At 69.6% G+C, this 25,874-nt stretch carries 25 protein-coding genes; 15 read left to right on the top strand and 10 right to left on the bottom strand.

Annotated elements, in window-relative coordinates:
• Positions 1-39 precede the first annotated feature (39 nt).
• The 6 genes from ABZZ04_RS13625 to ABZZ04_RS13650 form a co-directional block, all read right to left on the bottom strand.
• A complete protein-coding gene (locus ABZZ04_RS13625; RefSeq protein WP_356932369.1) occupies positions 40-1,347 on the bottom strand; it encodes a site-specific integrase in 1,308 nt (435 codons plus the stop codon).
• On the bottom strand, positions 1,347-1,574 hold the full coding sequence (locus tag ABZZ04_RS13630; protein WP_356932370.1) for a helix-turn-helix domain-containing protein: 228 nt from the start codon (positions 1,572-1,574) through the stop codon (positions 1,347-1,349). The genes ABZZ04_RS13625 and ABZZ04_RS13630 overlap by 1 nt, the downstream gene beginning before the upstream one ends.
• Positions 1,571-3,004: a replication initiator gene (locus ABZZ04_RS13635; RefSeq protein ID WP_356932371.1), complete on the bottom strand. Its 1,434-nt coding sequence runs from the start codon at positions 3,002-3,004 to the stop codon at positions 1,571-1,573. The genes ABZZ04_RS13630 and ABZZ04_RS13635 overlap by 4 nt, the downstream gene beginning before the upstream one ends.
• A gap of 151 nt (positions 3,005-3,155) precedes the next feature.
• Positions 3,156-3,899, bottom strand: coding sequence for a DUF2637 domain-containing protein (locus ABZZ04_RS13640; protein WP_356932372.1), 744 nt, complete (start codon positions 3,897-3,899; stop codon positions 3,156-3,158).
• A gap of 36 nt (positions 3,900-3,935) precedes the next feature.
• Positions 3,936-5,339 (bottom strand): cell division protein FtsK, encoded by a 1,404-nt coding sequence (locus ABZZ04_RS13645; RefSeq protein WP_356932373.1) that lies wholly within the window; start codon positions 5,337-5,339, stop codon positions 3,936-3,938.
• A complete protein-coding gene (locus ABZZ04_RS13650; protein WP_093854933.1) occupies positions 5,336-5,689 on the bottom strand; it encodes a hypothetical protein in 354 nt (117 codons plus the stop codon). The genes ABZZ04_RS13645 and ABZZ04_RS13650 overlap by 4 nt, the downstream gene beginning before the upstream one ends.
• Positions 5,690-5,865: 176 nt before the next feature.
• On the opposite strand from ABZZ04_RS13650, the gene ABZZ04_RS13655 reads away from it, so the two are divergent.
• Positions 5,866-6,735, top strand: coding sequence for a GntR family transcriptional regulator (locus ABZZ04_RS13655; protein WP_181924363.1), 870 nt, complete (start codon positions 5,866-5,868; stop codon positions 6,733-6,735).
• 559 nt (positions 6,736-7,294) lie between these two features.
• On the opposite strand, the gene ABZZ04_RS13660 is transcribed toward ABZZ04_RS13655, so the two are convergent.
• The gene (locus tag ABZZ04_RS13660) at positions 7,295-7,540 is read right to left on the bottom strand and encodes a hypothetical protein (protein ID WP_004000830.1); all 246 of its coding nucleotides are present in this window, start codon (positions 7,538-7,540) and stop codon (positions 7,295-7,297) included.
• Positions 7,528-7,779: a hypothetical protein gene (locus ABZZ04_RS13665; RefSeq protein WP_356932418.1), complete on the bottom strand. Its 252-nt coding sequence runs from the start codon at positions 7,777-7,779 to the stop codon at positions 7,528-7,530. Before ABZZ04_RS13665 ends, ABZZ04_RS13660 begins: the two co-directional genes overlap by 13 nt.
• A 273-nt stretch (positions 7,780-8,052) precedes the next feature.
• On the opposite strand from ABZZ04_RS13665, the gene ABZZ04_RS13670 reads away from it, so the two are divergent.
• The 3 genes from ABZZ04_RS13670 (at position 8,053) to ABZZ04_RS13680 (ending at position 10,203) form a co-directional block, all read left to right on the top strand.
• Positions 8,053-8,772, top strand: a complete 720-nt coding sequence (locus tag ABZZ04_RS13670) for an XRE family transcriptional regulator (protein WP_356932419.1) — start codon at positions 8,053-8,055, stop codon at positions 8,770-8,772.
• 2 nt (positions 8,773-8,774) lie between these two features.
• Positions 8,775-9,245: an NUDIX domain-containing protein gene (locus ABZZ04_RS13675; protein ID WP_356932374.1), complete on the top strand. Its 471-nt coding sequence runs from the start codon at positions 8,775-8,777 to the stop codon at positions 9,243-9,245.
• A gap of 538 nt (positions 9,246-9,783) precedes the next feature.
• On the top strand, positions 9,784-10,203 hold the full coding sequence (locus ABZZ04_RS13680; protein WP_356932375.1) for a hypothetical protein: 420 nt from the start codon (positions 9,784-9,786) through the stop codon (positions 10,201-10,203).
• Between the two features lie 8 nt (positions 10,204-10,211).
• On the opposite strand, the gene ABZZ04_RS13685 is transcribed toward ABZZ04_RS13680, so the two are convergent.
• Positions 10,212-10,691, bottom strand: coding sequence for a helix-turn-helix domain-containing protein (locus tag ABZZ04_RS13685; RefSeq protein WP_356932376.1), 480 nt, complete (start codon positions 10,689-10,691; stop codon positions 10,212-10,214).
• A gap of 446 nt (positions 10,692-11,137) precedes the next feature.
• Here ABZZ04_RS13685 and ABZZ04_RS13690 point away from each other — a divergent pair, with 446 nt between their 5' ends.
• The 10 genes from ABZZ04_RS13690 (at position 11,138) to ABZZ04_RS13735 (ending at position 21,512) form a co-directional block, all read left to right on the top strand.
• Positions 11,138-11,569: a hypothetical protein gene (locus ABZZ04_RS13690; protein ID WP_356932377.1), complete on the top strand. Its 432-nt coding sequence runs from the start codon at positions 11,138-11,140 to the stop codon at positions 11,567-11,569.
• Entirely contained in the window at positions 11,566-11,733 is a 168-nt protein-coding gene (locus tag ABZZ04_RS13695) for a hypothetical protein (protein ID WP_356932378.1), read from the top strand. The genes ABZZ04_RS13690 and ABZZ04_RS13695 overlap by 4 nt, the downstream gene beginning before the upstream one ends.
• A 316-nt stretch (positions 11,734-12,049) precedes the next feature.
• Entirely contained in the window at positions 12,050-13,291 is a 1,242-nt protein-coding gene (locus ABZZ04_RS13700; RefSeq protein WP_356932420.1) for an amidohydrolase, read from the top strand.
• Positions 13,292-13,642: 351 nt separating this feature from the next.
• Positions 13,643-14,692: a BMP family ABC transporter substrate-binding protein gene (locus ABZZ04_RS13705; RefSeq protein WP_356932379.1), complete on the top strand. Its 1,050-nt coding sequence runs from the start codon at positions 13,643-13,645 to the stop codon at positions 14,690-14,692.
• Positions 14,693-14,961: 269 nt separating this feature from the next.
• Positions 14,962-16,545, top strand: a complete 1,584-nt coding sequence (locus ABZZ04_RS13710) for an ABC transporter ATP-binding protein (protein WP_356932421.1) — start codon at positions 14,962-14,964, stop codon at positions 16,543-16,545.
• Complete coding sequence (locus ABZZ04_RS13715) at positions 16,542-17,660, top strand: ABC transporter permease (protein ID WP_356932380.1); 1,119 nt, start codon at positions 16,542-16,544, stop codon at positions 17,658-17,660. Before ABZZ04_RS13710 ends, ABZZ04_RS13715 begins: the two co-directional genes overlap by 4 nt.
• Positions 17,657-18,922 carry an ABC transporter permease gene (locus ABZZ04_RS13720; protein WP_356932381.1) on the top strand — a complete coding sequence of 422 codons (1,266 nt, stop codon included), beginning with the start codon at positions 17,657-17,659 and terminating at the stop codon, positions 18,920-18,922. The genes ABZZ04_RS13715 and ABZZ04_RS13720 overlap by 4 nt, the downstream gene beginning before the upstream one ends.
• Positions 18,919-19,317, top strand: coding sequence for a cytidine deaminase (locus tag ABZZ04_RS13725; protein WP_148838842.1), 399 nt, complete (start codon positions 18,919-18,921; stop codon positions 19,315-19,317). Before ABZZ04_RS13720 ends, ABZZ04_RS13725 begins: the two co-directional genes overlap by 4 nt.
• Positions 19,318-19,527: 210 nt before the next feature.
• A complete protein-coding gene (locus ABZZ04_RS13730) occupies positions 19,528-20,805 on the top strand; it encodes a thymidine phosphorylase (protein WP_356932382.1) in 1,278 nt (425 codons plus the stop codon).
• 116 nt (positions 20,806-20,921) lie between these two features.
• Positions 20,922-21,512, top strand: a complete 591-nt coding sequence (locus tag ABZZ04_RS13735; RefSeq protein WP_356932383.1) for a Uma2 family endonuclease — start codon at positions 20,922-20,924, stop codon at positions 21,510-21,512.
• Between the two features lie 120 nt (positions 21,513-21,632).
• On the opposite strand, the gene ABZZ04_RS13740 is transcribed toward ABZZ04_RS13735, so the two are convergent.
• On the bottom strand, positions 21,633-24,908 hold the full coding sequence (locus ABZZ04_RS13740) for a S8 family serine peptidase (RefSeq protein ID WP_356932422.1): 3,276 nt from the start codon (positions 24,906-24,908) through the stop codon (positions 21,633-21,635).
• A gap of 431 nt (positions 24,909-25,339) precedes the next feature.
• On the opposite strand from ABZZ04_RS13740, the gene ABZZ04_RS13745 reads away from it, so the two are divergent.
• A complete protein-coding gene (locus ABZZ04_RS13745) occupies positions 25,340-25,768 on the top strand; it encodes an STAS domain-containing protein (RefSeq protein WP_356932384.1) in 429 nt (142 codons plus the stop codon).
• Positions 25,769-25,874: the final 106 nt, after the last annotated feature.

The following is a 25,874-nucleotide window of genomic DNA, read 5'->3' on the forward strand; positions in this document are numbered from 1 at the left end:
GGCTTCTGCGTGGGGTGACGGCAGTAGTTGACGGCAACGTCAGCGGACGAGCGCGGCGCAGGGCGGCGGTTCGTCGCCGTCGGCGTTGCCTGTCCCGGTGTTCGTCGGGCCGTCGAGCGCGCTGCAGAGGGCGTCGATAGCGTCTCGCTGGAGGCGGAGCCTCACGTGGGCATAGACGGTGGCGGTGACGCCGATGTGGGCGTGGCCGAGGAGTTCCTTGATTACGACGAGTTCGACGCCCTGCTCCAGAAGCAGGGTCGCGGTCGAATGGCGGAGGTCGTGGAAGCGGATGCGACGGAGGCCGGCCTTGCGGAGGAGCGTGGTGAAGGCGCGGGTGAGGTTGGTCGGGTCGATCGGCCTGCCCTGTGGCGTGGTGAACACGTACCCGTTGTGCTGCCACTCAGTTCCTGCCGCGTGCCGTTCGCGCTGCTGCTGCTCGTGGTGTTGCTTCAGCGAGTGGAGGCAGCGGGTGGGGAGGGCGATGCGGCGTTCGGAGGCACGGGTCTTGGTGGGCAACGTGGTGAGTCCGCCGGTGCTGGTGCGCTGCAATGTGCGGCGGACGGCAGCGGTGCCCCGATCAAGGTCGAGATCTTCCCAGTGCAGGCCGAGGAGTTCGCCCTTGCGGAGCCCGGTGTGAAGGGCGAGTTCGAACAGGGCATGGAGCCGGTGACCCTGGGCCGTGGTGAGGAGTCGGCGGGCTTCATCGGTGGTGAGGGGTTCGAAGCGTCGGGGCCGTGGGGTGCCGGTGCGGACGTTGCGGGCGACGTTGCGCGGGATCTCTTCTTCGCGGACGGCGTGCTCCAGGGCGGACTTGAGCACGGAGTGGATGTAGGTCAGGGTCAGCGGGGAGAGCCGCTTGGAGCAGCATGATCCGGTGGCGCAGCAACGGGGCTCATCACGCTGGGCATCGATGCCGCGTGCGCAGCACTGGCAGGTGGTGCGGAGCTGGTTGAGCCAGGTGCGGACGTCCTTGGCGGTGAGTTTGGTGAGCTTCTTCTTGCCCAGGCCGGGGATCAGGTACCGGTCGACGCAGGCGGCGTATCGCGTGTGGGTGTTCTCGCGGAGGTGGTGGACGGCGACGTTCTCCAGCCAGTACGTCAGGTACGCGGCCATGCTGCCCTGCGCGGAGGGCACGGGGAGGCCGCGGTTGCTGGCGGCGATCTTCTCGGTGAGCTTGGCCAGTGCTTCCTTGCGGGTGCTGCCGTAGACGCGGACGCGCTTGCGAGTGTTACCGGGGGCGAGGACGTATCCAGCGGCCTCCCAGCGGCTGTCCTTGCGCTGGTAAACGGTTCCGTCGCCGTTCGCACGGCTGCGGCGGGAGGCGGGGGTGTCGCGGGGCGTGGTCATCAGGCGGCGGCTTCCTGTTCGAGGCGGGTGCGGATGAAGTCGGCCAGCGCGTGGGCGGGGATGCGGCGGGCGCGGCCGAGGGTGATCGAGGAGAGCTGGCGGGTGCGAAGCAGGTCGTAGACGGCGGAACGGCCGAGCTGGAGGCGTTCCATGACCTGGGGCACAGTCAGCAGTTCCTCCGACGCCCTCAGTCCCCGCCAGGTCGGGGCGGGTTCCTGCGCGTTCATCCGCAGCCACCTTCGGCGACGAACCGGCGTTCCAGTTCTCTGCGGTGCCAGACGTGGGCGGCGAGGAGTGCGGCGCCGGGGCTGTAGCCCGAGCCCTGGTAGGCCCAGTGGCCGATGACGAGGGTGGTGTCCGGGTCGTGCTCGGGCAGGCCGGCGTGAGAGCGGGCCTGTTCGGTGCGCCAGGCGCGGCGGGCGGCGCGCAGCGTGCCGAGGGTGGTGGAGTAGCGGCGGGACTTGGTGGAGAAGTGGCCCCGGAAGCCGAGCATGTGTGCCCACTTCCAGAGCTTGAGTTCGGCGAACTCCGGCAGCTTGCCGAGTTCCCAGCAGGTGCGGATCATCTGCCGCACGTGCCGGGCGACGGCGAGCCGGGGCAGCGGGCGGGCCTGGCCGGTGCCGTCGCACGCGGTGCAGGGGAGCGGGGTCCCGTGGGGCAGAAGGGTTGCGCCGCGCCCCTGGCAGGGGCGGCAGAACAGGGCGTGGTCGAGGGTGCCGGAGGCGTCGGCGGACTTGGTGGCGTACTTGGCCACGTAGGCGGCCACGGCCTGGTCGGTGAATTCGGTCTCAGCACCGAAGGCGGCGATCTCGCGTACGTCGAGCTGCTGGCCCCAGCCGAGTTGGCGTTCCCCGACCGCGTCCGAGGCGACGGAGATTCGGGCGCGCGGTGCGGCGGCGCGGATGGCGTCGGTGAGCACGGCGTCGGTGGCGTATGAGGGCGGGGGCTGGGTGCTGCCGTTGGGTCCGTCGAGGCGGATCACGGCGTGGAAGTGGACCAGGCCGCGCTTCTGGTACTCGGCGACCTTGGCGAAGGACACTCGCAGGACCGAGCGGGCGGTCTTCTGGGTGAGGCCGAGTCGGGTGGCGAGTTCGCGGCGCAGGTAGGTGGTGAAGCGGGCCCACAGGGCTCCGGCGTGGGCGTTGAAGAGGACCGCGCCCGCGTAGTCGTACGTCGCCGGATTCAGCGGTGTGCCGAGCAGGGGGTCCGTGAGTTCGTGGCGGGTGCCGCAGCGGCAGGGCCGAGCGTCGGGGCGGTTGTGGACGGGGCCGAAGGAGGGTGCGGTGAGGGTGGCGAAGACGCGGGGGTGGGTGCGGACGGTGTCGGGCACGGTCTTGCCGCCGGAGAGGCCGGCGCGGATGAGGTGGTAGGTGTCGGCGGCGTAGAGGCGGGAGCAGGCCGGGCAGCGCGAGGCACGGCGGTTGCCGCACGCGGTGAGCAGACTGCCCGTGGGCTCGTCCGAGGCGGCGTAGGAGCGCAGGACTTCACCGGTCGTGGTGCTGACGGTGGTGGTGCGGCCGGTCAGGCGGATGGGTTCGGTGCAGCCGCCGAGGTGTTCGATCTGCTGCTGTGTGCGGTCGAAGTCGGGGTGGTTGACGAGGTGGAGCAGGTCCCGTACGGCGGGGCTTGCCACGTGGCGCAGGTCCAGGGTGACCATTCGGGGCGTGTCCCTTCTGTTCGGGTGGGTGGCCCCGAGCAGCAACCAGCAGGGGAGGAGGCGTGTTGGTTGCTGCTCGGGGCATGACGAACCAGGCCAATGGGCGGGCGTGGGGTTGAGCGGGGGTGGTGTGGCTCGCGAGGGCCGGGGCTCAGAGTTGAGCGAGGGCGGCGGTGGCCACGGGCAGGGCGATGCCCATGCGAGTCCCCAGGTGGGTGGCGGTGATCGGGGTTCCGTGCTCGGCGCGGTGGATGTCCGCGATGCGCCGGGCCGCGTCCAGCAGGGCGGCAGGCAGGGCCGGGCCGGAGGCGGATCGGGTCGTCTTGGAGACAGCGACCGGCAGAACTGTGACCGGAGACGTAACGGGCTGCGGTTCCTCGGCCGAAGAGGTGGCGACGGTCGGGGCGGGCGTCGAGGGTTCGGGCGCGGGTGCTTCGTCGGGCACCGGTTCGGAGATAGCAGCGGGAGTGTCCTCCAGGTGCCTGGTGGGGTGGGTGAGGGTGTGGAACTGGGCGAGGAAGGCGGGGCCGACGTGGCCCCAGCCGAGGAGCAGGAGCGGGGCGACGGTGTCCAGGCAGGCCCGTCCATAGCGTCCGGCCAACAGCGGTTCGGCGGTGTTCAGCGCGAGGGTGAGCAGGCCGCACAGGTGCAGCAGCCGGGTACCGGCCCGCAACTCCGCCTTCGGTACACCGCGCAGGGCCAGGAAGCGCAGTGCGACCAGGAGACCGACGACGGACAGGTCCACCATGGGCGCGATCAGTGGCGCGATCGGGTGGGGGACGCCAAGGCGTAGGGCGAGGGCCCAGACGTTGCCGAAGGAGAAGACGAAGGCCAGGGCCGCGATGACCGCCATGACCACGGTCACGGTGCGCCGGGTGAGCCGTTCCTCCGCCATGTCCTCAACCTCCTTTCCGACGTTGGATGTTCGGTCTCACTTGGCGAGCGTGGGCGAGGGTGGTGCCGTCCGGCCGGTCGAGCGGAGGAGGGCGTCCAGGCACAGGTCCGGGTCGGCGGTCAGGTGCGAGGTGGCTTCGGCGATGCGGGCGGCGTCGGCGTCGGAGACGTAGGGGGTGCGGATGCGGGTGTAGCCGGGGCGGCCCTGCATCGCCATCACCGCGACGCCGACGTAGGCGGGGTCCTGCAAGGTGACGGGGCTGGCGTCGGGCCAGTTGCGGATGTCGTCACCGAGTGCGGCCACCGCGGCTTCCACGGTCTTCTGCGCGAAGGACAGCCCGATGGGGCACACGTCGCGGATGAAGGTGGGGATGGCGTCGCCGGTGGTCTTCTGGCTGATCAGGATCACCAGGATGCCGACGCTGCGGCCCTTCTTGACCAGGTCCTCCACCAGCCGGGCGTTCTCCGCCGTCAGCGCGGCAAGGCGCTTGGTGGTGGCGGCGTTGCCTTTGTACTCGCGGAAGTACGTGTGCGCCTCGTCGATGATCAGGACCGTGAGCGGCCACTCCGGCGAGGGGCCGACGTGCCACATGTTCTTCACGCCCAGCACGTCACGGATCACCGAGGACCGCCGTTTGCGCAGCTCCACCAGCTGCTTGAACAGGGCGTTCGCCTCGTCAAGGTCGTCCCCGCAGAACGCGAACATCCGCTTGACCAGATCGGCGTAATCCCCTTCCGAGGCCCGCGACGCCTTCCCGTCCGCCGTCACGATCTGCACGGCCGGGGACGGTGCGAAGTCGCACACGAACTTGTTGACCCCCGAGGTCTTGCCCGCACCCGGGACGCCGGCCACGGTCACCCCGGGAACATTCGCCAGGGACACGCACACCCGGGCGGCGTACTCGTCCACGCCCAGCTCCCAGCGCGTCAGGTCCGTGGGAGGGCGGCCGGTGGGCCGGTGCGTGGTCGGCGTGGTCAGCGGGTCGGAGCGCACGCCCCGGATCACCACCTTGCCGGGGCCGTCCGGCAGCACGGACACCCGCGTGCACCGCCAGGCGTCCGCCAGGAACCGCGCCGCCTTCTGGTACTCCTCCAGCCCGACCTGCGGCAGTGTCTGGGCCCGCACGATCACCCCATACGGGTCGGGCTTGACCTTGATCTTCGGAGTCAGCACCCGGGGCGCGGGGCCGGGGCCATCCTTCTGGGCGGTGATATGCGCGAGCAGGCTCGGCGTCTTGTCGGTGACCGTCAGCTTGGCCATCCGTGCGAGGCGTACCCAGCCCCAGCGCACCCGCACGGCCTGCCGCATGCTCACCCGCGTGCCCCGGTCGGCCCGCACGTAGCGACCCACCGTCACCAGCAGCCACACACCGACCAGGACGGCCACGGCCAGCAGCGCGTCCGGCGCGTATTCCGGCCCGGAATTTTCGAAGCGGATCACTGGGCCGCCTCCACCGTCACCAGCTCCAGGCGGGCGGCCCGGTAGGCGACGCCGTCGGAGAGCTGACCGTTGAAGATCCGCGCCCACGGAGTCGCGAACAGCTCCACGGGCCGCACCATCACACCCGGCTTGAGCCCGGCGGCCAGGCCGGTTTCCGGGACGGTGATCTTCAGGACCTCGGCCCGGCCGTCCTCCATGAGCATCACGGTCACCGTGTACAGCGACGCCCCGGTCTCCCGGTCCGTGGCGACCTCCCCAGTCTGCTGGTCCTTGATCTTCAGCGCCGGGTCGGTGCCCGCGATGCACACCGCCGACGGCAGCAGGGCAACACGGATTCGAGTCATGGCCATGCCATCACACCCTTTGTTCGATGGAGCCGCTTGATCGGCTCGACATGGAGCATAAGGAGATGATCGCTCAACTTGCAAGGTCGATTAGGTTATGACTTCGATCAGGTTGGTAGGCGGTCAGGTGGGGAACCTGGGGATGTGTCTGTATCGCTACGGCTTGGCGATACCGTGGGGGCATGACCCTGCCCTTGGACGAGGACTCCCGGCCGCCGTACCTCCAGGCCGCCGAGGCCCTGCGGGACGCGATCCTGAACGGTGAGTACCGCTCCGGCGAGCGCCTGCCCTCGGCCAACGTGCTGGGTGATCGGTTCGGGGTGTCCAGCTCCACCGTCCAGAACGCTCTGCGCGTGCTCAAGCAGGAAGGCCTGGTCTACTCCCAGCTCGGCCGGGGCAGCTACGTCAGCGACTCCGTCGGCGGGAGCACCGAAGAGGTCGACGGTGATCATGAGGAAGCCGATGCCGCGGGGCCGGACTGGCCAGTCGACGTCATCTACAACGGTGATCCCCGACCGCCGTACGCCCAGGTCGCCGACATCCTCCGCCGGGAAATCCTGGAAGGCACCTACCCTCCAGGCTCCCAGCTCCCTCCCGCCCGGGAGATCCAAGAGCGATTCAAAGTCGCCAACTCCACGGCGCAGAACGCCTATCGGCGCCTTAAGCAGGACGGGCTGGTGTACGCGGTCAAGGGACGTGGTGTTTTCGTCCGCCAGGAACCGGAGCCGGGCAAGCACCACGGGACGATCACGAACTACCTGCTGCGCGATGAGATCGCCCGCGAGGCACGTGTGGCCGCCACCGAGTTCGCCGACCTCAGCGACGAGGAGCTGCTGGCGCGGGAAGCAGAGCTCGACCGACGATGGGACGTGGTTCGGGAGGAGCATCAGCGGCTTTACGGCGAGCGCCGGAAGGTCAAGCGGGAGAAGAGCCGACGCGGCCTGTTCCTGCCACCCCTGCATGACGACGACGCCGAGCCGGACATGTCGCCGAGCGAGAAGCTGAACACCGCGCTGGCCGAATCGAAGAAGCGCCGGCAACAGCGGCCCTGACCATCGACCGGGCAACTCGATCAGTGCGTGAGCTGTTCAGAGTTTCTTTACTTGATCAAGGGCGCCCCGCTGACGCGGGCCGCCGCGCGCCGGCGGTCGGCGACCGCCGCCCGCTACTGTCTGCCGCCCCGCTGGCGACGGCCGCCGACCACTCGGCGCGCAGAGCCCGGGAGCGTAGCCGGACCACCAATCGGAAGCCCCGGTCCGACCCCTCAGCAGCAGGCTGGCCGGGCACCTGAGAGGCCGCCCGGCGGGCTCGCGCCGTCCCGGACGCTCATGCTTGCTGCCTGGCTGGGGGCCGTGACGATGGAGATAACTGGGCTGATGCCGGTGCGGGGTTGAGCGAGACACACGTGGCGGGTGGTCGGTCGGCGAGCCCGTCGTCGTGGCTGACTTTCTGTGGCAGAGGCCAGCACCCCCACAGCCATGGGCACGGCACGTACGTGAGGCCCGTCCCTGCCGGGGCTGACGAGTGCGGGGGAGCCTCGATCGGCTGCGCCCGGCAGGGACGGGAGTCGGGTGGGTCAGCGCAGTGCGGCGCCTGGGCGAGCGAGGCGGGTCACGTCTGGCGCCAGGTCCGCCAGGGGCGGGTGATGATCTCCCGGTAGGTGTGGTGGGACGGGTTCTGGCCGCAGTGCCGCAGGACCCAGTCCTGCGGTTCGGCGAAGTCCTCGCTCGTCGGCGAGGTCTCTCCGTCCACGGCGCACTGCATTGCGTACAGGACCGGCTCCGCGTCCGGCTCGCGGTCGGGCTGGAGAGTCCAGGTCTCGTAGCGCAGGACCGAGCGAGGGGTCACCGTCCCCACCTCCGGTTGGCCACGGCCACCTTCGCGCTCAACTCCTCCGTGGGAGTCGGCGGACGTACGTCCTCGGGTGGCACGTCCCACTCCCGGCCACCGCGCGGCGGCCGAAGCTGCACGTACGTCCCCACATGCCCCATCACCACGCCCACCTTGCCGCTTCGCCGGTCGACCACCAGGGCGCCGGCATCGGGCGAGACGGTGTGCCCGTCGGCATCAGGGGTGGGGGCCGTCATCGTGACCACCCCGGCGAAGCGGCGCGCGACCGGGCATCCAGTCGCAGGGCGGGAACACATGGGGTGGCGCTCATTCGCACGGTGACGCTCCTCGGCGGCGTTGATGCGTGCCCCTGGGCCTGCTGGTGCCGCAGGGTCGACACCGATCCTCACGCCGGTCACCGGGACGAAGGAACCTCCACCAAACCCCACTCCGGGACGTCCTGCACCGTGTAGAACGTCCCTAGTGCCGTCCTGAGACGAAGGGGGAGACTCGTGCCGAACGAGAGACTACGAGCCGTCATGGCGGCGGGAGGCTGGACGTACGCCGCCCTCGCTCAGCAGGTCGAGATCGACCCCAAGTCGGTCGAGCGCTGGGTGAACCTCGGGCGTATCCCACGTCGTGCCACCGCCCTCCAGGCGGCCAAGGCCCTGGGAGAAGACGTGCACGCACTCTGGCCGGCGCTCCGCCAGGCCCGCCCCGCCCGCGCCATCAGCCCCGAACTGGTGGCGCTCTACGAGCAGCGGGCCGATATCCCCGTCTCGACGTTCACCGACCTGATGGCCCAGGCCCGGGAACGGATCGACATCCTCGTCTACGCGGCAGTCTTCCTCCACGAGGCCTACCCGCGGCTGAACGAACTCCTCACCGAACGCGCCGCCGAAGGCTGCACCGTCCGCATCGCGATCGGGGACCCCGACAGCGACAACGTCCAAGCCAGGGGCCAGGAAGAGCGGTTCGGCCACGGCATCGAATCCCGCTGCCGCCTCGCGCTCATGCACTACAGGCCGCTCGCGGACACCCCCGGCATCGAGGTCCGCACCCACGGCACCACGCTCTACAACTCCCTCTACCGCGCCGACGACCAGCAACTCGTCAACGCACACGTCTGGGGCGTCAACGCCTACGCCGCCCCCGTATGGCACCTTCGCCGACACGAGACAGGCGGCATGTTCGACACCTACGCCGACAGCTTCGACGCCGTGTGGACGACGGCAACCCCCGTACGAGAGGAAGGCTGACCGTGGCCCGCACCGAGTACTACGACGAGCCGAACGCGCCCAAGCCGAACAGCATGGTCGTCGCCGCGTCCGCCGTCGTCACCGACGACCACGGGCGCATCCTCCTCCAGCGCCGCCGCGACAACGACCTGTGGGCCCTGCCCGGCGGAGGAATGGACCTCACCGATTCCCTGCCAGGCACGGCCGTCCGTGAAGTCAAGGAAGAGACCGGCCTCGACGTAGAGATCACCGGCCTGGTCGGCACCTACACCGACCCGAAACACATCATCGCCTACACCGACGGCGAGGTCCGCCGCCAGTTCAACGTCTGCTTCACGGCCCGCATCACCGGCGGCCAACTGGCAATCTCCGACGAGTCCACCGAACTCCGGTTTGTACAGCCGGAAGAGATCGGGGAGTTGTCGATGCACCACACCCAACGACTCAGGCTCCAGCACTTCCTGGAACAGCGCGAGAAGCCGTACCTGGGCTGAACCGTCTGACGGCAGTAGCGACGGCAACAACCCCGCACAACCACGGACGCCCGCGCACGTCACCGGACCAGCAAACCGCACTTGACCTGCTAAAAGGCAGGTCAAAGGCTTCGCGTAGCACACGTACTATGTGCTGGCGGGGGAGACCCCGGTCCTCGTTCACAATTCCGACGGATGTCCGACCATTGGGTCCGTCGACAACCTCATGAAGAATCTCGATGATGACGTGATCTTCCATTACTCGGATTACAAGGGGTATGAGGGGATCCTCGGATCTGGGACGATTCGAGCGGATTCAAAGGGGCGCGCGTACGTTACCCAGGAGATGGTGTCACCTGGGGATATACACAACGTTCTCTTCGCTGGTAACCCTGCTTATGCAGGCAAGGGTGGCTTTATGATCGCGATCCGGAAGCGGGAGGGCATGTATCTCCGGTCCGGAGAGCAGCCTAACGAGCTGATACACCAAGGGTCATTGCGGTTTGACCGGTCCGACGTGTTGTACGCCGGTCCGAACCCGTTTGGCTAGGAGAGATTTATGCAAGTAGAGCTGGCTCTTGAAGAACTGGAGACGCTAGCTTCAGCGTTGGTGCGCTTGAAGTTCGAAGGCGAGGAGCCTCCCGAACCGTATTTCGGTAGCCCCAGACTCGCGGCAGCACATCACCGAATCGTCGATTCGATCATCTTGGAAAGTGAACGAATCCGGGATTCTCGTCGGGTGACACGCTGGAAGTCCTGGCGAAAGTGGTCTACGAGAGAGTACGCGAGGGAGGTGATCGCCCGGTACGCCTCATCGTTGGAAGCATGGGATGAGTGGGGAGTCAGTCAGAAGATTGAGGTCTTGAAGACCTGCTCTGCCCCGTTCGAGCCAAACGATGAGGAGTTGGAGGAGCTTCGCAACGAGATCGACGCGAGGCGTAACTCCTCCAGTTCCAGTGGCTCCTCACGAGGTGCTTGACGGCAACGTCAATGGACACCTGCCGCTGCGGGCAGCGGCTCCTCGGAGTCGTCGCCCGCAGCCAGTGCGTTGCCCAGGGCATCATTGGCTTGGCGTTGGCCGCGGAGCCTGACATGGACGTCGATGGCGTTCGCCGGCTGAGCCGGACGTGGGTGTAGACGGCGACGCCAGTGCGGGACCGTCTCCCAGTCGAGAGCCACATCCCAATTCTCCAGCCCTTCACGGATCGGCTGGATCAAGGCGTCCATGCGGTCGCGCCGCAACTCCTCGGCGTACGGCTGTCCCAGCAGATCGGACGTCGAGACGCCCAGCGCACGAGCACAGGCGGCAACAAGAGCCGGGGAAGCGGGCTTCTGCCCGCACTCCACCTTCGACAACAGAGACTTGGACACATGGGCGCGCATTGCCAGCTCCTGCTGCGTCAAACCGCGCTGTTTCCGGATCCGGGCGATCCGGGCGCCCGTGTGTTCCTCGGTGCTCTGCGACACGGCGAACTCCGTTCTGCGGCAACACTCAGACGGTACTCCCGCGACGCCGCCCCGGATCAGTCGAGCAATGATCGACCGAGGTGGTCACGGGCCCCTTCCTGCTGACCCGAAGGCTCCTTCCGTATTCCTGTCGTGGAGGGGGCCTGCGGCGCGCCCTGACGCCCGCCGTGGGCCGGAGATATCGGACCAGACGCAGTACCGGCCCGATGGGCAGTCCGATGCCGCGGTCGGTGTGACCTCCGCCGAGCCGACGGTTCCCGCGCTTGTGACCAGCAGTCCACCGGTCGGCGCGATGCCACCGACTTGACGCGCTCCGCGCTGATCCCGGCGAAAGGCGCGCAGCCTTCGACAGCGCCGGCGAACTTGTCTGACGAGTTCGATAAGCTGCGGAATTTCTGCCAGGGGTTCGTCGAGGCGATCGTCGCAAGGGTCGGTGCCGAATTCTGATGTTCAACTTCGTCTTCGCAGCTCTCGTCCTGACCGTCCTGGCAGGGCTGCTGATGCAGCGTCGCCGCGCCGAGCAGCATTCGCGATGGCACGAGCGGCCTCTTGCGCTCATCGGTGCCGCCCTGACCGTCGGCGGCTTCACGGTCGTGGTGTGGGTTCTCGGCGTCTTCGCGGGAGGTCTGGACGTTCGGGAAACCTGCGAGCTCACCCACCACACCACCTATGACCAGGCGTGGCGCGACCGCACGGGAGCGGACGGCACGTCCTACTTCCCGTTGGCCAACGCATGCAACGAGCAGGTCGATCTCGTACCCGCGTGGGTGAACCCCACGATCGTCGTTCTCGTTGTCCTCGCCGTCGGTGCTCTTGCCCTTGCTCTGTTCCGGATCGCCTGTGCGGTTTTCCGCAGAAAGGAGCTGGTCTCCTCATGAGCGGCACAAGCGGTACGACCGGCCGTGGACGTCTGCCCGGAGCGGGCGCGGCCACCGCTGCCGCCCTCGCGCTCGCCGGCACCGGGAGCCTCGACCAGGCGTCGGTCCGGTCGAAGCCACTGCCGAAGGCCGAGCAGGTGAAGCCACCGGCAGGCAGGGAATGAATCGGGCGGAAGTCCGTGAATGGCCGGGCCGTTCCGGACGAGGCCGCCGAGTACCGGGCGCGGGGCGCGCCGAAGCTCACCGTCGGGCTCGCGAAGGGCCCGGACACGACCGTGCTGCTGTACGTCGTGCGCCGCTGTGCCTGCGAGATCGACATGCTCCGGCTCGCACCCCGGACGAAGCGGGCGAGTGTACCCACCGCGTCGGCGGCTCACACGCTGCGACGCGGCCAAATATTCGTCCACGTGGCTGAACCTTTCCTGTTTCACGGGCAGTTGAAGGGGGAAGCGTCGTACGCTTCGACAGGTGAACCATTTGATGTCCCGCGCGTCCGATGCCCAGCCGACCGTCCAGGGCGAAGCCCTCCCCGAGGCCCTGCCCGGCACCCTGCCCGAGGACCTGCGTGCCGAACTGATCGCCTTCCGACGCGATCTGCACATGCACCCCGAACTCGGCAACCAGGAGTTCCGCACCACCGCGGCCATCAAGGCCCGGCTGGAGAAGGCCGGTCTGCGGCCCCGGGTGCTCTCCACCGGAACCGGACTCATCTGCGACGTGGGCACGCGGGACGGCTCCACCCCGCCCGTCCTCGCCCTGCGCGCCGACATCGACGCCCTGCCCATTCCGGACACCAAGACCGGCGTCCCGTACCGCTCCACCGTCCCCGACCGGGCCCACGCGTGCGGGCACGACGTCCACACCACCGCGGTCCTCGGCGCCGGTCTCGTGCTCGCCGACCTCGACCGGCGGGGGCTGCTCCCGAACCCGGTGCGGCTGATCTTCCAGCCGGCCGAGGAGGTGCTGCCCGGCGGGGCGCCCGAGACGATCCTGTCCGGGGCGCTGGAGGGCGTCGGGCGGATCATCGGGGTGCACTGCGACCCGAAGGTGGACGTGGGCCGGATCGGCCTGCGGGTCGGGGCGATCACCTCGGCCTGCGACCGGCTGGAGGTCTCCCTCGACGGACCGGGCGGCCACACCGCCCGCCCGCACCTGACCACAGACCTGGTCACCGCCGCCGCCAAGGTGGCCACCGAGGTGCCCGCGCTGCTGGCCCGCCGGGTCGACGCCCGCTCCGGCCTCGCCGTCACCTGGGGGCGGCTGGAGACCGGCCATGCCTGCAACGTGATCCCGCAGCACGCCGAGCTGTCGGGCACCGTCCGCTGCCTGGACCTGGCGGCCTGGCGGGAGGCGCCGGACCTGGTGCACGCCGCGATCGACGAGGTGGCCGGGCTGCACGGCGCCAAGACGGTGATCGACTACGTCCAGGGCGTCCCGCCCGTCGTGAACGACGCCGCCGTGATCGACCTGCTCGCCGGGGCGATGACCGCCCGCCGCGGACCGCAGTCGATCGAGAGCACCGAGCAGAGCCTCGGCGGCGAGGACTTCTCCTGGTACCTGGAGCACGTCCCCGGTGCCATGGCCCGCCTCGGCGTCCGCACCCCCGGCGACACCGCCCGCCTCGACCTGCACCGCGGCGACTTCGACGCGGACGAGGAGGCGATCACGGTGGCTGTCGAGCTGTTCACCGCGGCGGCGCTCCTGGACGGCCGCGGCGACTGACCGGTCGCGGCGGCCGGACGGGAGGGGCGACCGACCCGGAACGGCGACCGGACAGGTGCGGTGGAAACGGGCCGGAACGGCGGGAACGGGCGGTCGGGAAACGGGGGCGCGGGCCCCGTTTCCCGACCGCCCGAACAGGCCCTGCCACGCGGCGGGTAACGTGTTCCCGGACCGTTCGCTTCCTCCGTGTCGCCCGATGGCAACCACCCGTAACCGGGTTGGTCACCTCTCGTTCGCGACGATCCGATAACGGCTTCCGTACGGGGCTTTATCTGACATCTACGCGCGTTACGATCGCGGCGAAACCAGCGCCGGAAGAGGCGCTTCGGTCAGGTTTGAAGGAGCCTTCCCTTGCGCCGGATCACCCGGATTGCCACCGTGGGCCTTGCGTCCGCGGCGCTCGCACTCAGCGCCACGGCCTGTGGCAGTAAGACCTCGTCGGATGCTGGTTCCGACTCCAAGGAAGCCAAGACGGCCATCGCGTACGACGTCGGCGGTCGCGGCGACCAGTCGTTCAACGACGCCGCCTACGCCGGTCTGGCCAAGGCCGAGAAGGAACTCGGCTTCAAGGGCACCGAGGCCGAGCCGTCGGACGGCGAGGCGGACGCCGACAAGGTGCAGCGCCTCACCACGCTGGCCCGCGCCGGCAACAACCCGGTGATCGGTGTCGGCTTCGCGTACGCGCCCGCCATCAAGAAGGTCGCGGAGAAGTTCCCGAAGACCACCTTCGGCATCATCGACGACGCCTCGGTGACCGGCAAGAACATCGCCAACATGGTCTTCAACGAGGAGCAGGGCTCCTACCTCGCCGGTGTCGCGGCGGCCAAGGTGACCAAGTCCAAGACGGTCGGCTTCATCGGCGGTGTGGAGACCCCGCTGATCAAGAAGTTCCAGGCCGGCTTCGAGCAGGGCGTCAAGGACACCGACTCGTCGGTGAAGGTCCTGTCGCAGTACCTGACCCAGCCGCCGAACTTCGACGGCTTCTCCAAGCCCGACCTCGGCAAGGCCGCCGCCCAGGGGCAGCTCGACAAGAAGGCCGACGTCGTCTACGCGGCGGCCGGTCTGGCCGGCTCCGGCTCCATCGAGGCCACCGCCAAGGCGGGCAAGTGGGCCATCGGCGTCGACTCCGACCAGTACAACCAGAAGGGCCTGGCCGCCTACAAGGACCAGATCCTGACCTCGGTCACCAAGGACGTCGCGGACTCCGTCTACAACCTGATCAAGTCGGTCAAGGACGGCAAGCCGCAGTCCGGTGAGGTCCGCTACGGCCTGGACAAGGACGGCGTCGGCCTGGCCGACTCCAACCCGGCCTTCACCAAGATGACCGACGTCATCGCCGCCGTGGACAAGGCGAAGAAGGACATCATCGACGGCAAGGTCACCGTCAAGACCACCCCGTAACGGCACCTGCCGGTACGGCTGCTTCCCCCGGGCCCGGAGCGCGCACACCGCCGCTCCGGGCCCAGGGGATGTTCCCGAAGAAGCACCGAAGAAGTTCCGAAGACAGTCCCGAAGAAGTTCCGCCCGTCACAGCGTCTTCCCAGCACAGAGGCACGACCCCGGTCTTTCGCCGTGTTGAGCACAGGCGTCTTACGATTCGGCAGCGCTACGCGTGTAGACAGCCCTCCGGCGCGATAACTTCACCCCGCCCCTGCCCCTCCGCCCCGCTCCTGTCCGGCCAAGGAGAGTGCGTCATCAACGCGTCCAGCCCCCCTGCCGTAGAACTGCACGGCATCACCAAACGCTTCCCCGGCGTCGTCGCCAACCGGGACATCGACATCACCATCCGCAAGGGCACGGTTCACGCCCTCGTCGGTGAGAACGGTGCCGGCAAGTCCACCCTGATGAAGATCCTCTACGGCATGCAGAAGCCGGACGAGGGCACCATCACGGTCGACGGGACCGAGGTGACGTTCGGCAGTCCGGCCGATGCCATCGGCTGCGGCATCGGCATGGTGCACCAGCACTTCATGCTCGCCGACAACTTCACCGTCCTGGAGAACGTGGTTCTCGGCGGCGAGAAGCTGCACGGCATCGGCTCCGCAGCCCGCAAGAAGATCCTGGAAATCTCGGACGCGTACGGTCTGGGGGTCCGGCCCGACGCCCTCGTCGAGGACCTCGGCGTCGCCGACCGCCAGCGCGTGGAGATCCTCAAGGTCCTCTACCGCGGCGCGCGCATCCTGATCCTGGACGAGCCGACCGCCGTGCTGGTGCCGCAGGAGGTCGACGCGCTCTTCGACAACCTGCGCGAGCTCAAGGCCGAGGGTCTGACCGTCATCTTCATCTCGCACAAGCTGGGCGAGGTCCTGTCGGTCGCCGACGACATCACGGTGATCCGCCGCGGCACGACGGTCGGCACCGCGGACCCGGCCAACACCACCACCAAGCAGCTCGCCGAGCTGATGGTCGGCAGCGAGCTGCCCTCCCCCGAGACCCGTGAGTCCACGGTGACGGACGTCCCGATGCTGCGCGTCGAGGACCTCGCGCTCACCGTGACCGACCCGGACGGCGCGGTGCGCGACGTGCTGGCCGGCATCGACCTCACCATCCACAAGGGCGAGGTCCTGGGCATCGCCGGTGTGGAGGGCAACGGCCAGACCGAGCTGATCGAGGCACTGATCGGCATGCGGAACCCCGACGGCGGTGTGATCACCCTCGACGGCCAGGACATCTCCCACATCCCCACGCGCAAGCGGCGCGAGAGCGGCATCGGCTACATCCCGGAGGACCGCCACCGGCACGGCATGCTGCTGGAGGCGCCCCTCTGGGAGAACCGTATCCTCGGCCACGTCACGGAACGCCCCAACAGCCGGCACGGACTGCTGGACATCAAGGCGGCCCGCGCCGACACCGAGCGGATCGTGCGCGAGTACGACGTCCGCACCCCCGGCATCGAGGTCACCGCGGCCTCCCTCTCCGGCGGCAACCAGCAGAAGCTGATCGTCGGCCGGGAGATGAGCCACGACCCGAAGCTCCTGATCGCCGCCCACCCCACCCGCGGTGTGGACGTCGGCGCGCAGGCGCAGATCTGGGACCAGATCCGGGAGGCGCGCCGCGAGGGCCTCGCCGTCCTGCTCATCTCGGCGGACCTGGACGAGCTGATCGGGCTCTCCGACACCCTGCGCGTCATGTACCGCGGTCGGCTGGTCGCCGACGCCGACCCCGGCACCATCACCCCGGAGGAACTGGGCTCGGCCATGACCGGCGCCGCCACCGGTCATCTCGAGGCAGCACCGGAGGACGAGGACCGATGAAGAAATTCGACAAGGACCGGCTGATCCTGGGCTTCGCCGGCCCCGTTCTCGCCCTGGTCGTCGCCTTCGTGCTCACCACCGCGGTGCTGCTCGCCTCGGGCAAGAACCCGTTCGAGCCGTACCGGCTGATGCTCGACTCGGCGGCGTACGTCGACGTGCAGGTGCTGATCATCAACCAGGCGGGCACGTACTACCTCGCCGCCCTCGCGGTCGCCGTCGGCTTCCGGATGAACCTCTTCAACATCGGCGTCGACGGCCAGTACCGGCTCGCCGCGATGATGGCCGCGCTGGTCGGCGCGAGCGTCGACCTGCCCGGACCGCTGCAGATCGCGCTGATCGTGATCGTCGCGATGCTGGTCGGCGCCTTCTGGGCGGGCATCGCCGGCTTCCTCAAGACCACCCGGGGCGTGAGCGAGGTCGTCTCGACGATCATGCTCAACTCCATCGCGACCGCGCTGATCGCCTGGCTGATCCTGCCGAAGAACTTCGGTGTGCAGCCGGCCGGCTCCAACAACCTGACCACCGGCGACCTCCCGGAGTCGGCCTGGTTCCCCGGTCTGTCCATGGGCGACGAGGCGGGGGAGATCTACGGATTCACCTTCGTCGCGGCCGCCTGCGGCATCATCTACTGGTTCGTCCTGAACCGCACCCGCTTCGGCTTCGACCTGCGGGCCACGGGTGAGAGCGAGAGCGCGGCCCAGGCCTCCGGCGTGGACGCCAAGAAGATGATCCTCACCTCGATGCTGATCTCCGGCGCCGTCGCCGGTCTCGCGGGCATGCCGACGCTCCTGGGCGACTCGCACACCTACAGCCTCGACTTCCCGACCGGGATCGGCTTCACCGGCATCACCATCGCCCTGCTCGGCCGGAACAACCCGGTCGGCATCGCCTTCAGCGCCCTGCTGATCGCCTTCCTGGACAAGGCGTCCGCCTCGCTCGACCAGTTCGGGTACGAGAAGGAGATCGCCACGATCATGCAGGGGCTGATCGTGATCTCGGTCGTCGTCAGCTACGAACTCGTGCGCCGTTACGGAACCCGCCGCCAGCAGCAGAAGGTCGGCGAGGAACTCGCCGCCGGCCATGCCCTCAAGACCGAGAAGGAGGCCGCACTGTGAGCGCAACCCAGGTTTCCGCCGCGAGCGTCGCCCCCAAGAAGGGCGGCGGCCGCCGCAAGCTCACCCTGCCCGTCATCCTGCTGATCATCGCGGGCGGTCTCGCGCTGGTCTCGCTCGTCCGCCTGATCAGCGGCGCCAACGACGTGACGTCCGTCGGACAGGTCGCGGGCGCACTCGAACTGGCGGTCCCGATCGGTCTCGCCGGACTCGGCGGCCTGTGGGCCGAGCGCGCGGGCGTCGTCAACATCGGTCTCGAAGGCATGATGATCCTGGGCACCTGGTTCGGTGCCTGGGCCGGGTTCCAGTGGGGCCCGTGGGTGGGCGTCCTGTTCGGCATCATCGGCGGCGCCCTCGGCGGCCTGCTGCACGCGGTCATCACCGTCACCTTCGGGGTGAACCACATCGTCTCCGGTGTGGCCATCAACATCCTCGCGGTCGGCGCGACCCGCTACCTCTCCAACTACGCCTTCGACGGCGTCGAGGGCGGCTCGTCCAAGCAGTCCCCGCGGATCGAGGCGATCGACCGCATCACCATTCCCGGACTGTCGGACTGGCTCCTGGACATCCAGCAGAAGCACTGGTTCCTGGTCTCGGACATCGCCGGGGTCGTCGGCGGCCTGGTCACCAACCTGTCCTGGCTGACCGTCGTCGCGCTGCTGCTGATCCCCGGCACCTGGTGGGTGCTGTGGCGCACCTCGTTCGGGCTGCGGCTGCGTTCCTGCGGCGAGAGCCCGGTCGCCGCCGAGTCGCTCGGCGTCAACGTCTACAAGTACAAGTACATCGCCGTCGTCGTCTCCGGCGGTCTCGCCGGTCTCGCCGGCGCCTTCCTGGCGATCGTCTCCACCGGCATCTACCAGGAGAGCCAGACCGGCGGCCGCGGCTACATCGGTCTCGCCGCGATGATCTTCGGCAACTGGATGCCGGGCGGGATGGCGCTCGGCGCGGGCCTGTTCGGCTTCACCGACAGCCTCAAGCTGCGCGGCGGTGCCGAGAACGTGCACGCGATGCTCCTGCTGCTCGCGATCCTGCTGGTGGCCGTGCTGATCTGGCAGCTGTACCGGAAGAAGTACGTGGCGGCGGCGGTCTCGGCAGCGGTCTCCGGGCTGCTCTTCACCTGGTACGCGCTGACCGACCAGGTGCCGAGCCAGTTCGTCGACGCGGCCCCCTACGTCACGACGCTGCTCGTCCTCTCGCTCTCCGCGCAACGGCTGCGCATGCCCAAGGCGGACGGTCTCGTCTACCGGAAGGGCCAGGGCAAGTGACGGCCGCCGCGGAGGTCGACTGGGCGGCGCTGCGCGGCGCCGCACGGGCCGCCATGACGCGCGCGTACGTGCCGTACTCGCACTACCCGGTCGGCGCCGCGGCCCGGGTCGACGACGGCCGCACGGTCTCCGGCTGCAACGTCGAGAACGCCTCGTACGGGATCGGGCTGTGCGCCGAGTGCGGCCTGGTCTCCGAGCTGCACGCCACCGGCGGCGGCCGGCTGACCCACTTCACCTGCGTGGACGGGGCCGGCGAGATCCTGGTGCCGTGCGGCAGGTGCCGGCAGCTGCTGTACGAGTTCGGCGGCCCGGAACTGGTCCTGGAGACGCCGGACGGGCTGCGCACGCTCGACGAGATGCTGCCGCAGGCGTTCGGCCCGGGGCACCTGAAGTAACCGGGGCGCCCGGGGCGGCGGACGTCCGCACCGCGACCACCGCGGCCCCGGACCGTCATGGCCCCGGACCACCGCGGCCCCCGGACCACCGTGGCCCTCCCGCCCGTCGGGAGGGCCACTCCCATCTCCACCCTCTATGCGCGTAGAGTCATTCGGGACTCTCGCGTACCGCACGCACACGCACGTACCGGCCGGAAGGACTCCCAGGACATGGACGCCATCTCCGTCATCCGCACCAAGCGGGACCGAGGCGAGCTGACCCCCGAACAGATCGACTGGGTCATCGACGCGTACACCCGCGGTGAGGTCGCCGACGAGCAGATGTCCGCGCTGGCCATGGCGATCCTGCTGAACGGCATGAACCGCACCGAGATCGCCCGCTGGACCGCCGCGATGATCGCCTCCGGCGAGCGGATGGACTTCGCCTCGCTCTCCCGGCCCACCACCGACAAGCACTCCACCGGCGGCGTCGGCGACAAGATCACCCTGCCGCTCGCCCCGCTGGTCGCCGCCTGCGGCGCCGCCGTGCCGCAGCTCAGCGGCCGGGGCCTCGGCCACACCGGCGGCACGCTGGACAAGCTGGAGTCCATCCCCGGCTGGCGCGCGCACCTGTCCAACGAGGAGATGCTGAACGTCCTGGACACCACCGGCGCGGTCATCTGCGCCGCCGGTGACGGCCTGGCCCCCGCCGACAAGAAGCTGTACGCGCTCCGCGACGTCACCGGCACCGTCGAGGCCATCCCGCTGATCGCCAGCTCGATCATGTCCAAGAAGATCGCCGAGGGCACCGGCGCGCTGGTCCTGGACGTCAAGGTCGGCTCCGGCGCCTTCATGAAGACCATCGAGGACGCCCGCGAACTGGCCTCCACCATGGTCGCGCTGGGCACCGACAGCGGCGTGCGCACGGTCGCCCTGCTCACCGACATGGCCACCCCGCTCGGCCTGACCGCGGGCAACGCCCTTGAGGTGCGCGAGTCCGTCGAGGTGCTGGCCGGCGGCGGCCCGAAGGACGTCGTCGACCTCACCCTCGCCCTGGCCCGCGAGATGCTGGACGCGGCGGGCCTCAAGGACGCCGACCCGGAGAAGGCCCTCGCCGACGGCTCCGCGATGGACGTGTGGCGCCGCATGATCTCCGCCCAGGGCGGCGACCCGGACGCGTCGCTCCCGGTCGCCCGCGAGCAGCACGTGGTCACGGCCCCGTCCACCGGCGTGCTGACCCGTCTGGACGCCTACGACATCGGCGTCGCCGCCTGGCGCCTCGGCGCGGGCCGGGCCCGCAAGGAGGACCCGGTGCAGGCGGGCGCGGGCGTCGAGCTGCACGCCAAGCCGGGCGACCCGGTCACGGCAGGCCAGCCGCTGCTGACGCTGCACACCGACACCCCGGAGAAGTTCGACTACGCGCTGAAGGCCCTGCCCGACGCGTACGACATCGCCCCGGCGGGCACGCCCTTCACCGCCACCCCCGTGGTGCGGGAACGTATCGCCTGACCTGCGGTTTTCCCATACGGGTGAACGGGACCGGTGGACCACCGCCGGTCCCGTTCGGCATGCTGGACTCGGTGACGCACCGACAAGAGGCGACGCACCGACGGGAGGAGACCGCCATGGGCGCACCTACCGGCGACCCCACTCCGGGCCACGACCGGGAATGGGACGACCTCGTCCGGATCTGGGAGGAGACGGACGCGCCCGAGGGCTGCAAGGTGGAGATCATCGAGGGGATCGTCACCGTGTCGCCACCGCCGTCCAAGGACCACAGCACTACTGCGGCCCTGTTGCAGCGCAGGCTTTACAACGTCGTTCCGGAGGACTGGGGGATCTTCCAGACCCTCGCCGTCTCGGTGCCGGGACGGGGCGGGATCCACGTCCCCGATCTCGTCGTCATGCCGTGTGCCGCCGTGATCGGACCGGGCAACCGGGTCCCTGCCGAGGAAGCCCGCCTCGTCGTCGAGATCACCTCGAAGGCCAATGCCAACCACGACCGCATCGGCAAGGTGCGCGGATACGCGAAGGCCGGTGTCGAGCTGTTCCTGCTGCTCGACCCGTGGCACTCGGGCCGCCCCACTGCCACGCTGTACGGGGAGCCCGACGGCGGCACCTACCGGGTGCTGGAAACGGTCGAGTACGGGGAGAAGCTGACGCTGCCCGAGCCGTTCGGGCTCGTCCTGGACACCGGGGTGTTCCCGGTGAGCTGACAAGTGCTGCCGGGCGCGGTGGTCCGGGAATGCGAACGGCCCGCCGGGGCGGAGGAATCCGTCCCGGCGGGCCGCTGTCGTGCACGGGCGGGGGCCTGTCGGCTCACCGCCCGGTGTCGGTCACTTGCCGAAGTAGGCGTTGTAGATCGACACCGACGACTTGTTGCCCTTCTTGTCCGTGACATCGGCCCGGTAGGAGATGGACTTCCCCTTGGCCGGGTTCTTCACGGAGAGCTTGCCCTTCTTCACCGCGGACTTCTTCCACGTCTTGCCGCCGTCGTAACTGACGTACACCGTCAGCGACTTGAGGTTCTTCCCGGCGGCGGCGCCCTGCACCGTCACGGGCACCGAAGCGGTCCGGCCGGCCGTGACCCGGCTGTCGGCGGTGACGTTGGGCGTGAACCGCACCGTGGAGACCGGCAGCATGGTCGGACCCGAGGTCCGCTTGGAGCGGAAGGTCCAGCTCGCGTCGATCCGGGTGGAGACCGGGGAGAGCGCCGCGCTGCGCCGCAGCGAGGTCGTCAGCCGGTAGTCGGCGGCACCGGCCGGCACGGCGAAGGGGGTGCTGCCCGCCAGCGGGTCCTCGTTCTGGGCGAACTTCTTGCCGTTGCGGTACAGGACCGTCTTGGCCGAACTGTAGGCGGAGTCACCGAGGTTGCCGCTTCCGTCGGCCACCAGCGGCAGCACGCCGACGATGTTGTCGCCGTCGCGGAGGACGCCGTACTCGGAGGTGACCACGGGGCCGAACACCGCGGTGTTGACCTTCTTCGTGTAGGACTTGCCCGCCTTGAACGTCTGCGGGTTGCCGAGGGAGTACTGCGCCTCGGTCACCGGGTAGCCGTCCTCGTCGAGCCCGCCGTCCTGGCTGAACTCGAAGCCCCACTTCACCTTGTCGGCGGTGGAGACGTAGGTGGTGACGTTGCCGGGGATCTTGTGGGCGGTCCAGCTCGCCCAGACGTTGTCCGATCCGGGCAGCGCGGCCCACGCGGAGACCTCACCGGTCTTGCCCTTGGCGGGCGAGCCGAGGGTGAGGCCGACCTTGGCCAGCTGGGCGGCGGTGTACTTCCGCTGGTAACCGGTGGACGCCTGCGTCGCCGGGCCGCCGGCCGCGATCTCGTACCGGGTGGAGGCGCCCTTGGCCCAGCTGCCGAGCCAGTGCTGGGAGAGCGAGCCGTCGGTCACCTTCGGACCGAAGTGCGCGGTGTTGAAGTTCTTGTACGTGTCGAGGATCCAGCCGTAGGAGTAGCCGCCCTCCTCGGTCGAGAACTGGAGGTCGGGCGCGGCCAGCAGGGACTTCGTCCCGGTGGTGGGCAGGGTGATGTTCACCGGCTTCGCCTTGCGCGCGTCGAGCGTCACGGCGAGGTTCTTGGTGACGTCCAGCTTCGGCTGGGACAGCCAGTCGGTGCCCTTGGTGTAGTCCTCGGGGTCGACGGTGACGGCCCCGTTCAGGGTGTAACCGCCCTTGGGGAGACGGACCTTGGCCGTGCCGTCGGTGCTCGTCGGGGAGAGCCACTGGCCGAGCGCCGTTCCCGAGAGACCGAAGAAGTCGGTCTCGACGAACTGGGCCGGCTTGCCGTCGCGCCCGATGGTCTTGACGGTGACGTCGTACGACTCGATCTCGCGCTCGACCGCGGCCGCAGTGCGGACGCTCTGGCCGCCGCCGGTCCCGACGACGTACGCGGAGTAGACGCCGTCGGCGTTGCCGCCGAGCCTGGTGTTCACGGTCAGCGGCACGTCGGCGGTACCGCCCGCGGGGACGGTGACCTTGTCGGCGCCGAGGGTGAAGAAGCCGGCCGGGGCGGGCTCGCCCTTCGGCCCGGTCGCCTCGGTCGTGAGGTCGAGGGTGACGTCACTGGCGCCGAGGTTGCGGTACGTCAGCTTCTTGGTGACCGGGGTGTCGTCGGTGTGCGGCCACTGCTGGAGGCCGAAGCTCAGCGAGACCGGCTCGGCGACGACGGTCTGGGCGATCGCCCGGTCGACGGCGATCCGGCCCGTGCCCTGCTCGAACGGGGTGTACGCGCCCGGCTTCGTCGAGGCGGTGAGCGCGCCCTTGAGCTCGGCGTACTTCCACTCCGGGTGCTGCTGCTTGAGGAGCGCGGCGGCGCCCGCGACGTGCGGGGTCGCCATCGACGTTCCGGAGATCGTCAGGTAGCCCGGCGGGTTCTGTCCGACCTCCTGGTCGATGGCGGAGCCGGGGGCGGCGGCGGCCGTGATGTCCACGCCGGGGGCGGTGACGTCGGGCTTGATCGCGCTGTCGCCGATGCGCGGGCCGCGACTGGAGAATTCCGCCAGCTCGTCCTTGTCGTCGACGGCGCCGACGGTCAGCGCGGCCTCCGCGCTGCCGGGGGAGTCGACGGTTCCGGCGCCGGAGCCCGAGTTGCCCGCCGCGATGGCGAACAGGACGCCCTTGTCGGCCGACAGCTTGTTGACCGCGGCTTCCAGCGGGTCGACCTCGGGGGTGTCGCCGCCGCCGAGGCTCAGGTTGATGACGTCGGCGCCCTGCGCGACCGCCCACTCCATCCCGGCCAGGATGCCGGAGTCGTCGCCGAAGCCGTCGTCGTCGAGGACCTTGCCCTCGAGGAGCTTGGCGTCCGGGGCCACGCCCTTGAACTTGCCGCCCGACTTGGCACCCGTACCGGCCGCGATCGACGAGACGTGGGTGCCGTGGCCGACCCGGTCCTTGGCGTCGGGGGAGGAGGTGAAGTTCTTCGTGTCGAGGATCTGGCCCTTGAGGTCGGGGTGGGTGGCGTCCACTCCGGTGTCCAGGACGGCGATCTTGACGCCCTTGCCGGTGTAACCGGCCTTCCACGCGGCCGGGGTGCCGATCTGCGGGACGCTCTTGTCGAGGCTCGCCCTGCGCACGCCGTCCAGCCAGACCCGGTCGATCCCGGCGGCGGTGGTGAGCTGGGTGCTGCGCGAGGTCTTGCTGGTCAGCGCCTGCCAGATGTCCCCGGCGTCGCGCTGCGGGGTGATCACCGACTCGGCGTTCAGCGTCTTCAGGGTCCGGGCGACCCGGGTGGAACCGGCGTCGCGGACCTCGGCCTTCGCGGTGGCGGCCTTCGCGCCCCGGTAGGAGACGATCAGCTTCAGGCCCGACTTCTGGGCCCGGCGGTTCTCCGCCCGGCTCAGCTCGGTGATGTCGAACAGTCGGCGGTCCAGCTTCCCGGAGCTGATCAGCCGGTGTGCGTCGGCCGGGACGAGCAGGGTGTGCCCGTCGCGTATCTGGCGCTGCACGGGTATGTGCTCGCGGCCCTTCGCGGCGCGGAAACCGACGACCCGGCCCTTGGCGTCCACCGTGACGAGGTCACCGGTGATCAGCGTCAGCCGGTGCTGGGCCGAGGACTTGGTGCCGGTCGGCCGGGCGGTGTCGGGCTGTGCGACGGCCGGGCTGGTCATCCCGGCCGCGAGCGCCACGGCGGCTGCCACGGCGACGGTCGAAACACACGCGTTTTTCACGTGTTTGCGCAACTCTCCCCCTGGAGAATCAGGCGGCCCCGAGGGCCACTGGTCAGCCGGCGCGACGGCGACGCCGGTGCCGGCCGGTTCACGTACCTAGAGGGGGAATTGGGCAGACGGGTTCACAGAAATCGCACAGATCAACGGAGTTGACGAAAGATCATCGCTCCGGAGGTGCTTCGGGACGGCCCGGAACAGCTCGGGGCGGCCCGGGACGGCCCGGAGCAGCCCGGAACATCCCGGTTCCGGGTGGTGTGGTGCGGCAGAGGGACGCCGGGAGGCCGCCGGGGGTACGCGGCGGCCGAGGGAAGTGCCGGACCGGGCAGCGATGAGTTTCGGCCGCCGCGCCGGTCTCCCCTGATGTGGAAGCCATGACCCCGATCGTTCTCGTCGTCACCGGCCGCGTCACCAGGGACGCGGTGCCGGGAATCTGTGCCGGGCTGGAGGCGCTGCTGCACGGCCCCGACGGCGCCGCCCACGACCCGGAGGCCGGGGTGGACTGCGATGTGGGCGGGGTCGTGCGGCCGGACCTGGCACTGGTCGAGGCGATAGCCCGACTGGTGCTCGTGGCCCGCCGGGCGGGCGGCCGGAGGCTACGGCTGCGCAACGCGTCCCCGGAACTGCGGAGCCTGCTGGACCTGGTGGGACTGGCCGATGTGATGAGCATCGCCGACGTGACGGGTGCGGCAGACACGACGGGTCCGGCAGGCGGGACAGGTGTTACGGGTGTGGTGGGCGTGACGGGCGTGACGGGCGTGACGGGCGTTACGGGCCCGGCGGGCGGGCCGGACACGAGGTAGACGGCGGACACGAGGTGCGGGCCGGGGCCGACGGCCGGGCAGGACCGGGGCCGACCGGGAAGCCCACGACCCGACCGCCCGAGCACGCCGCCGACACCTCACCCCC

The sequence above is a fragment of the Streptomyces sp. NPDC006435 genome (genome assembly GCF_040612315.1).
Lineage (GTDB): Bacteria > Actinomycetota > Actinomycetes > Streptomycetales > Streptomycetaceae > Streptomyces.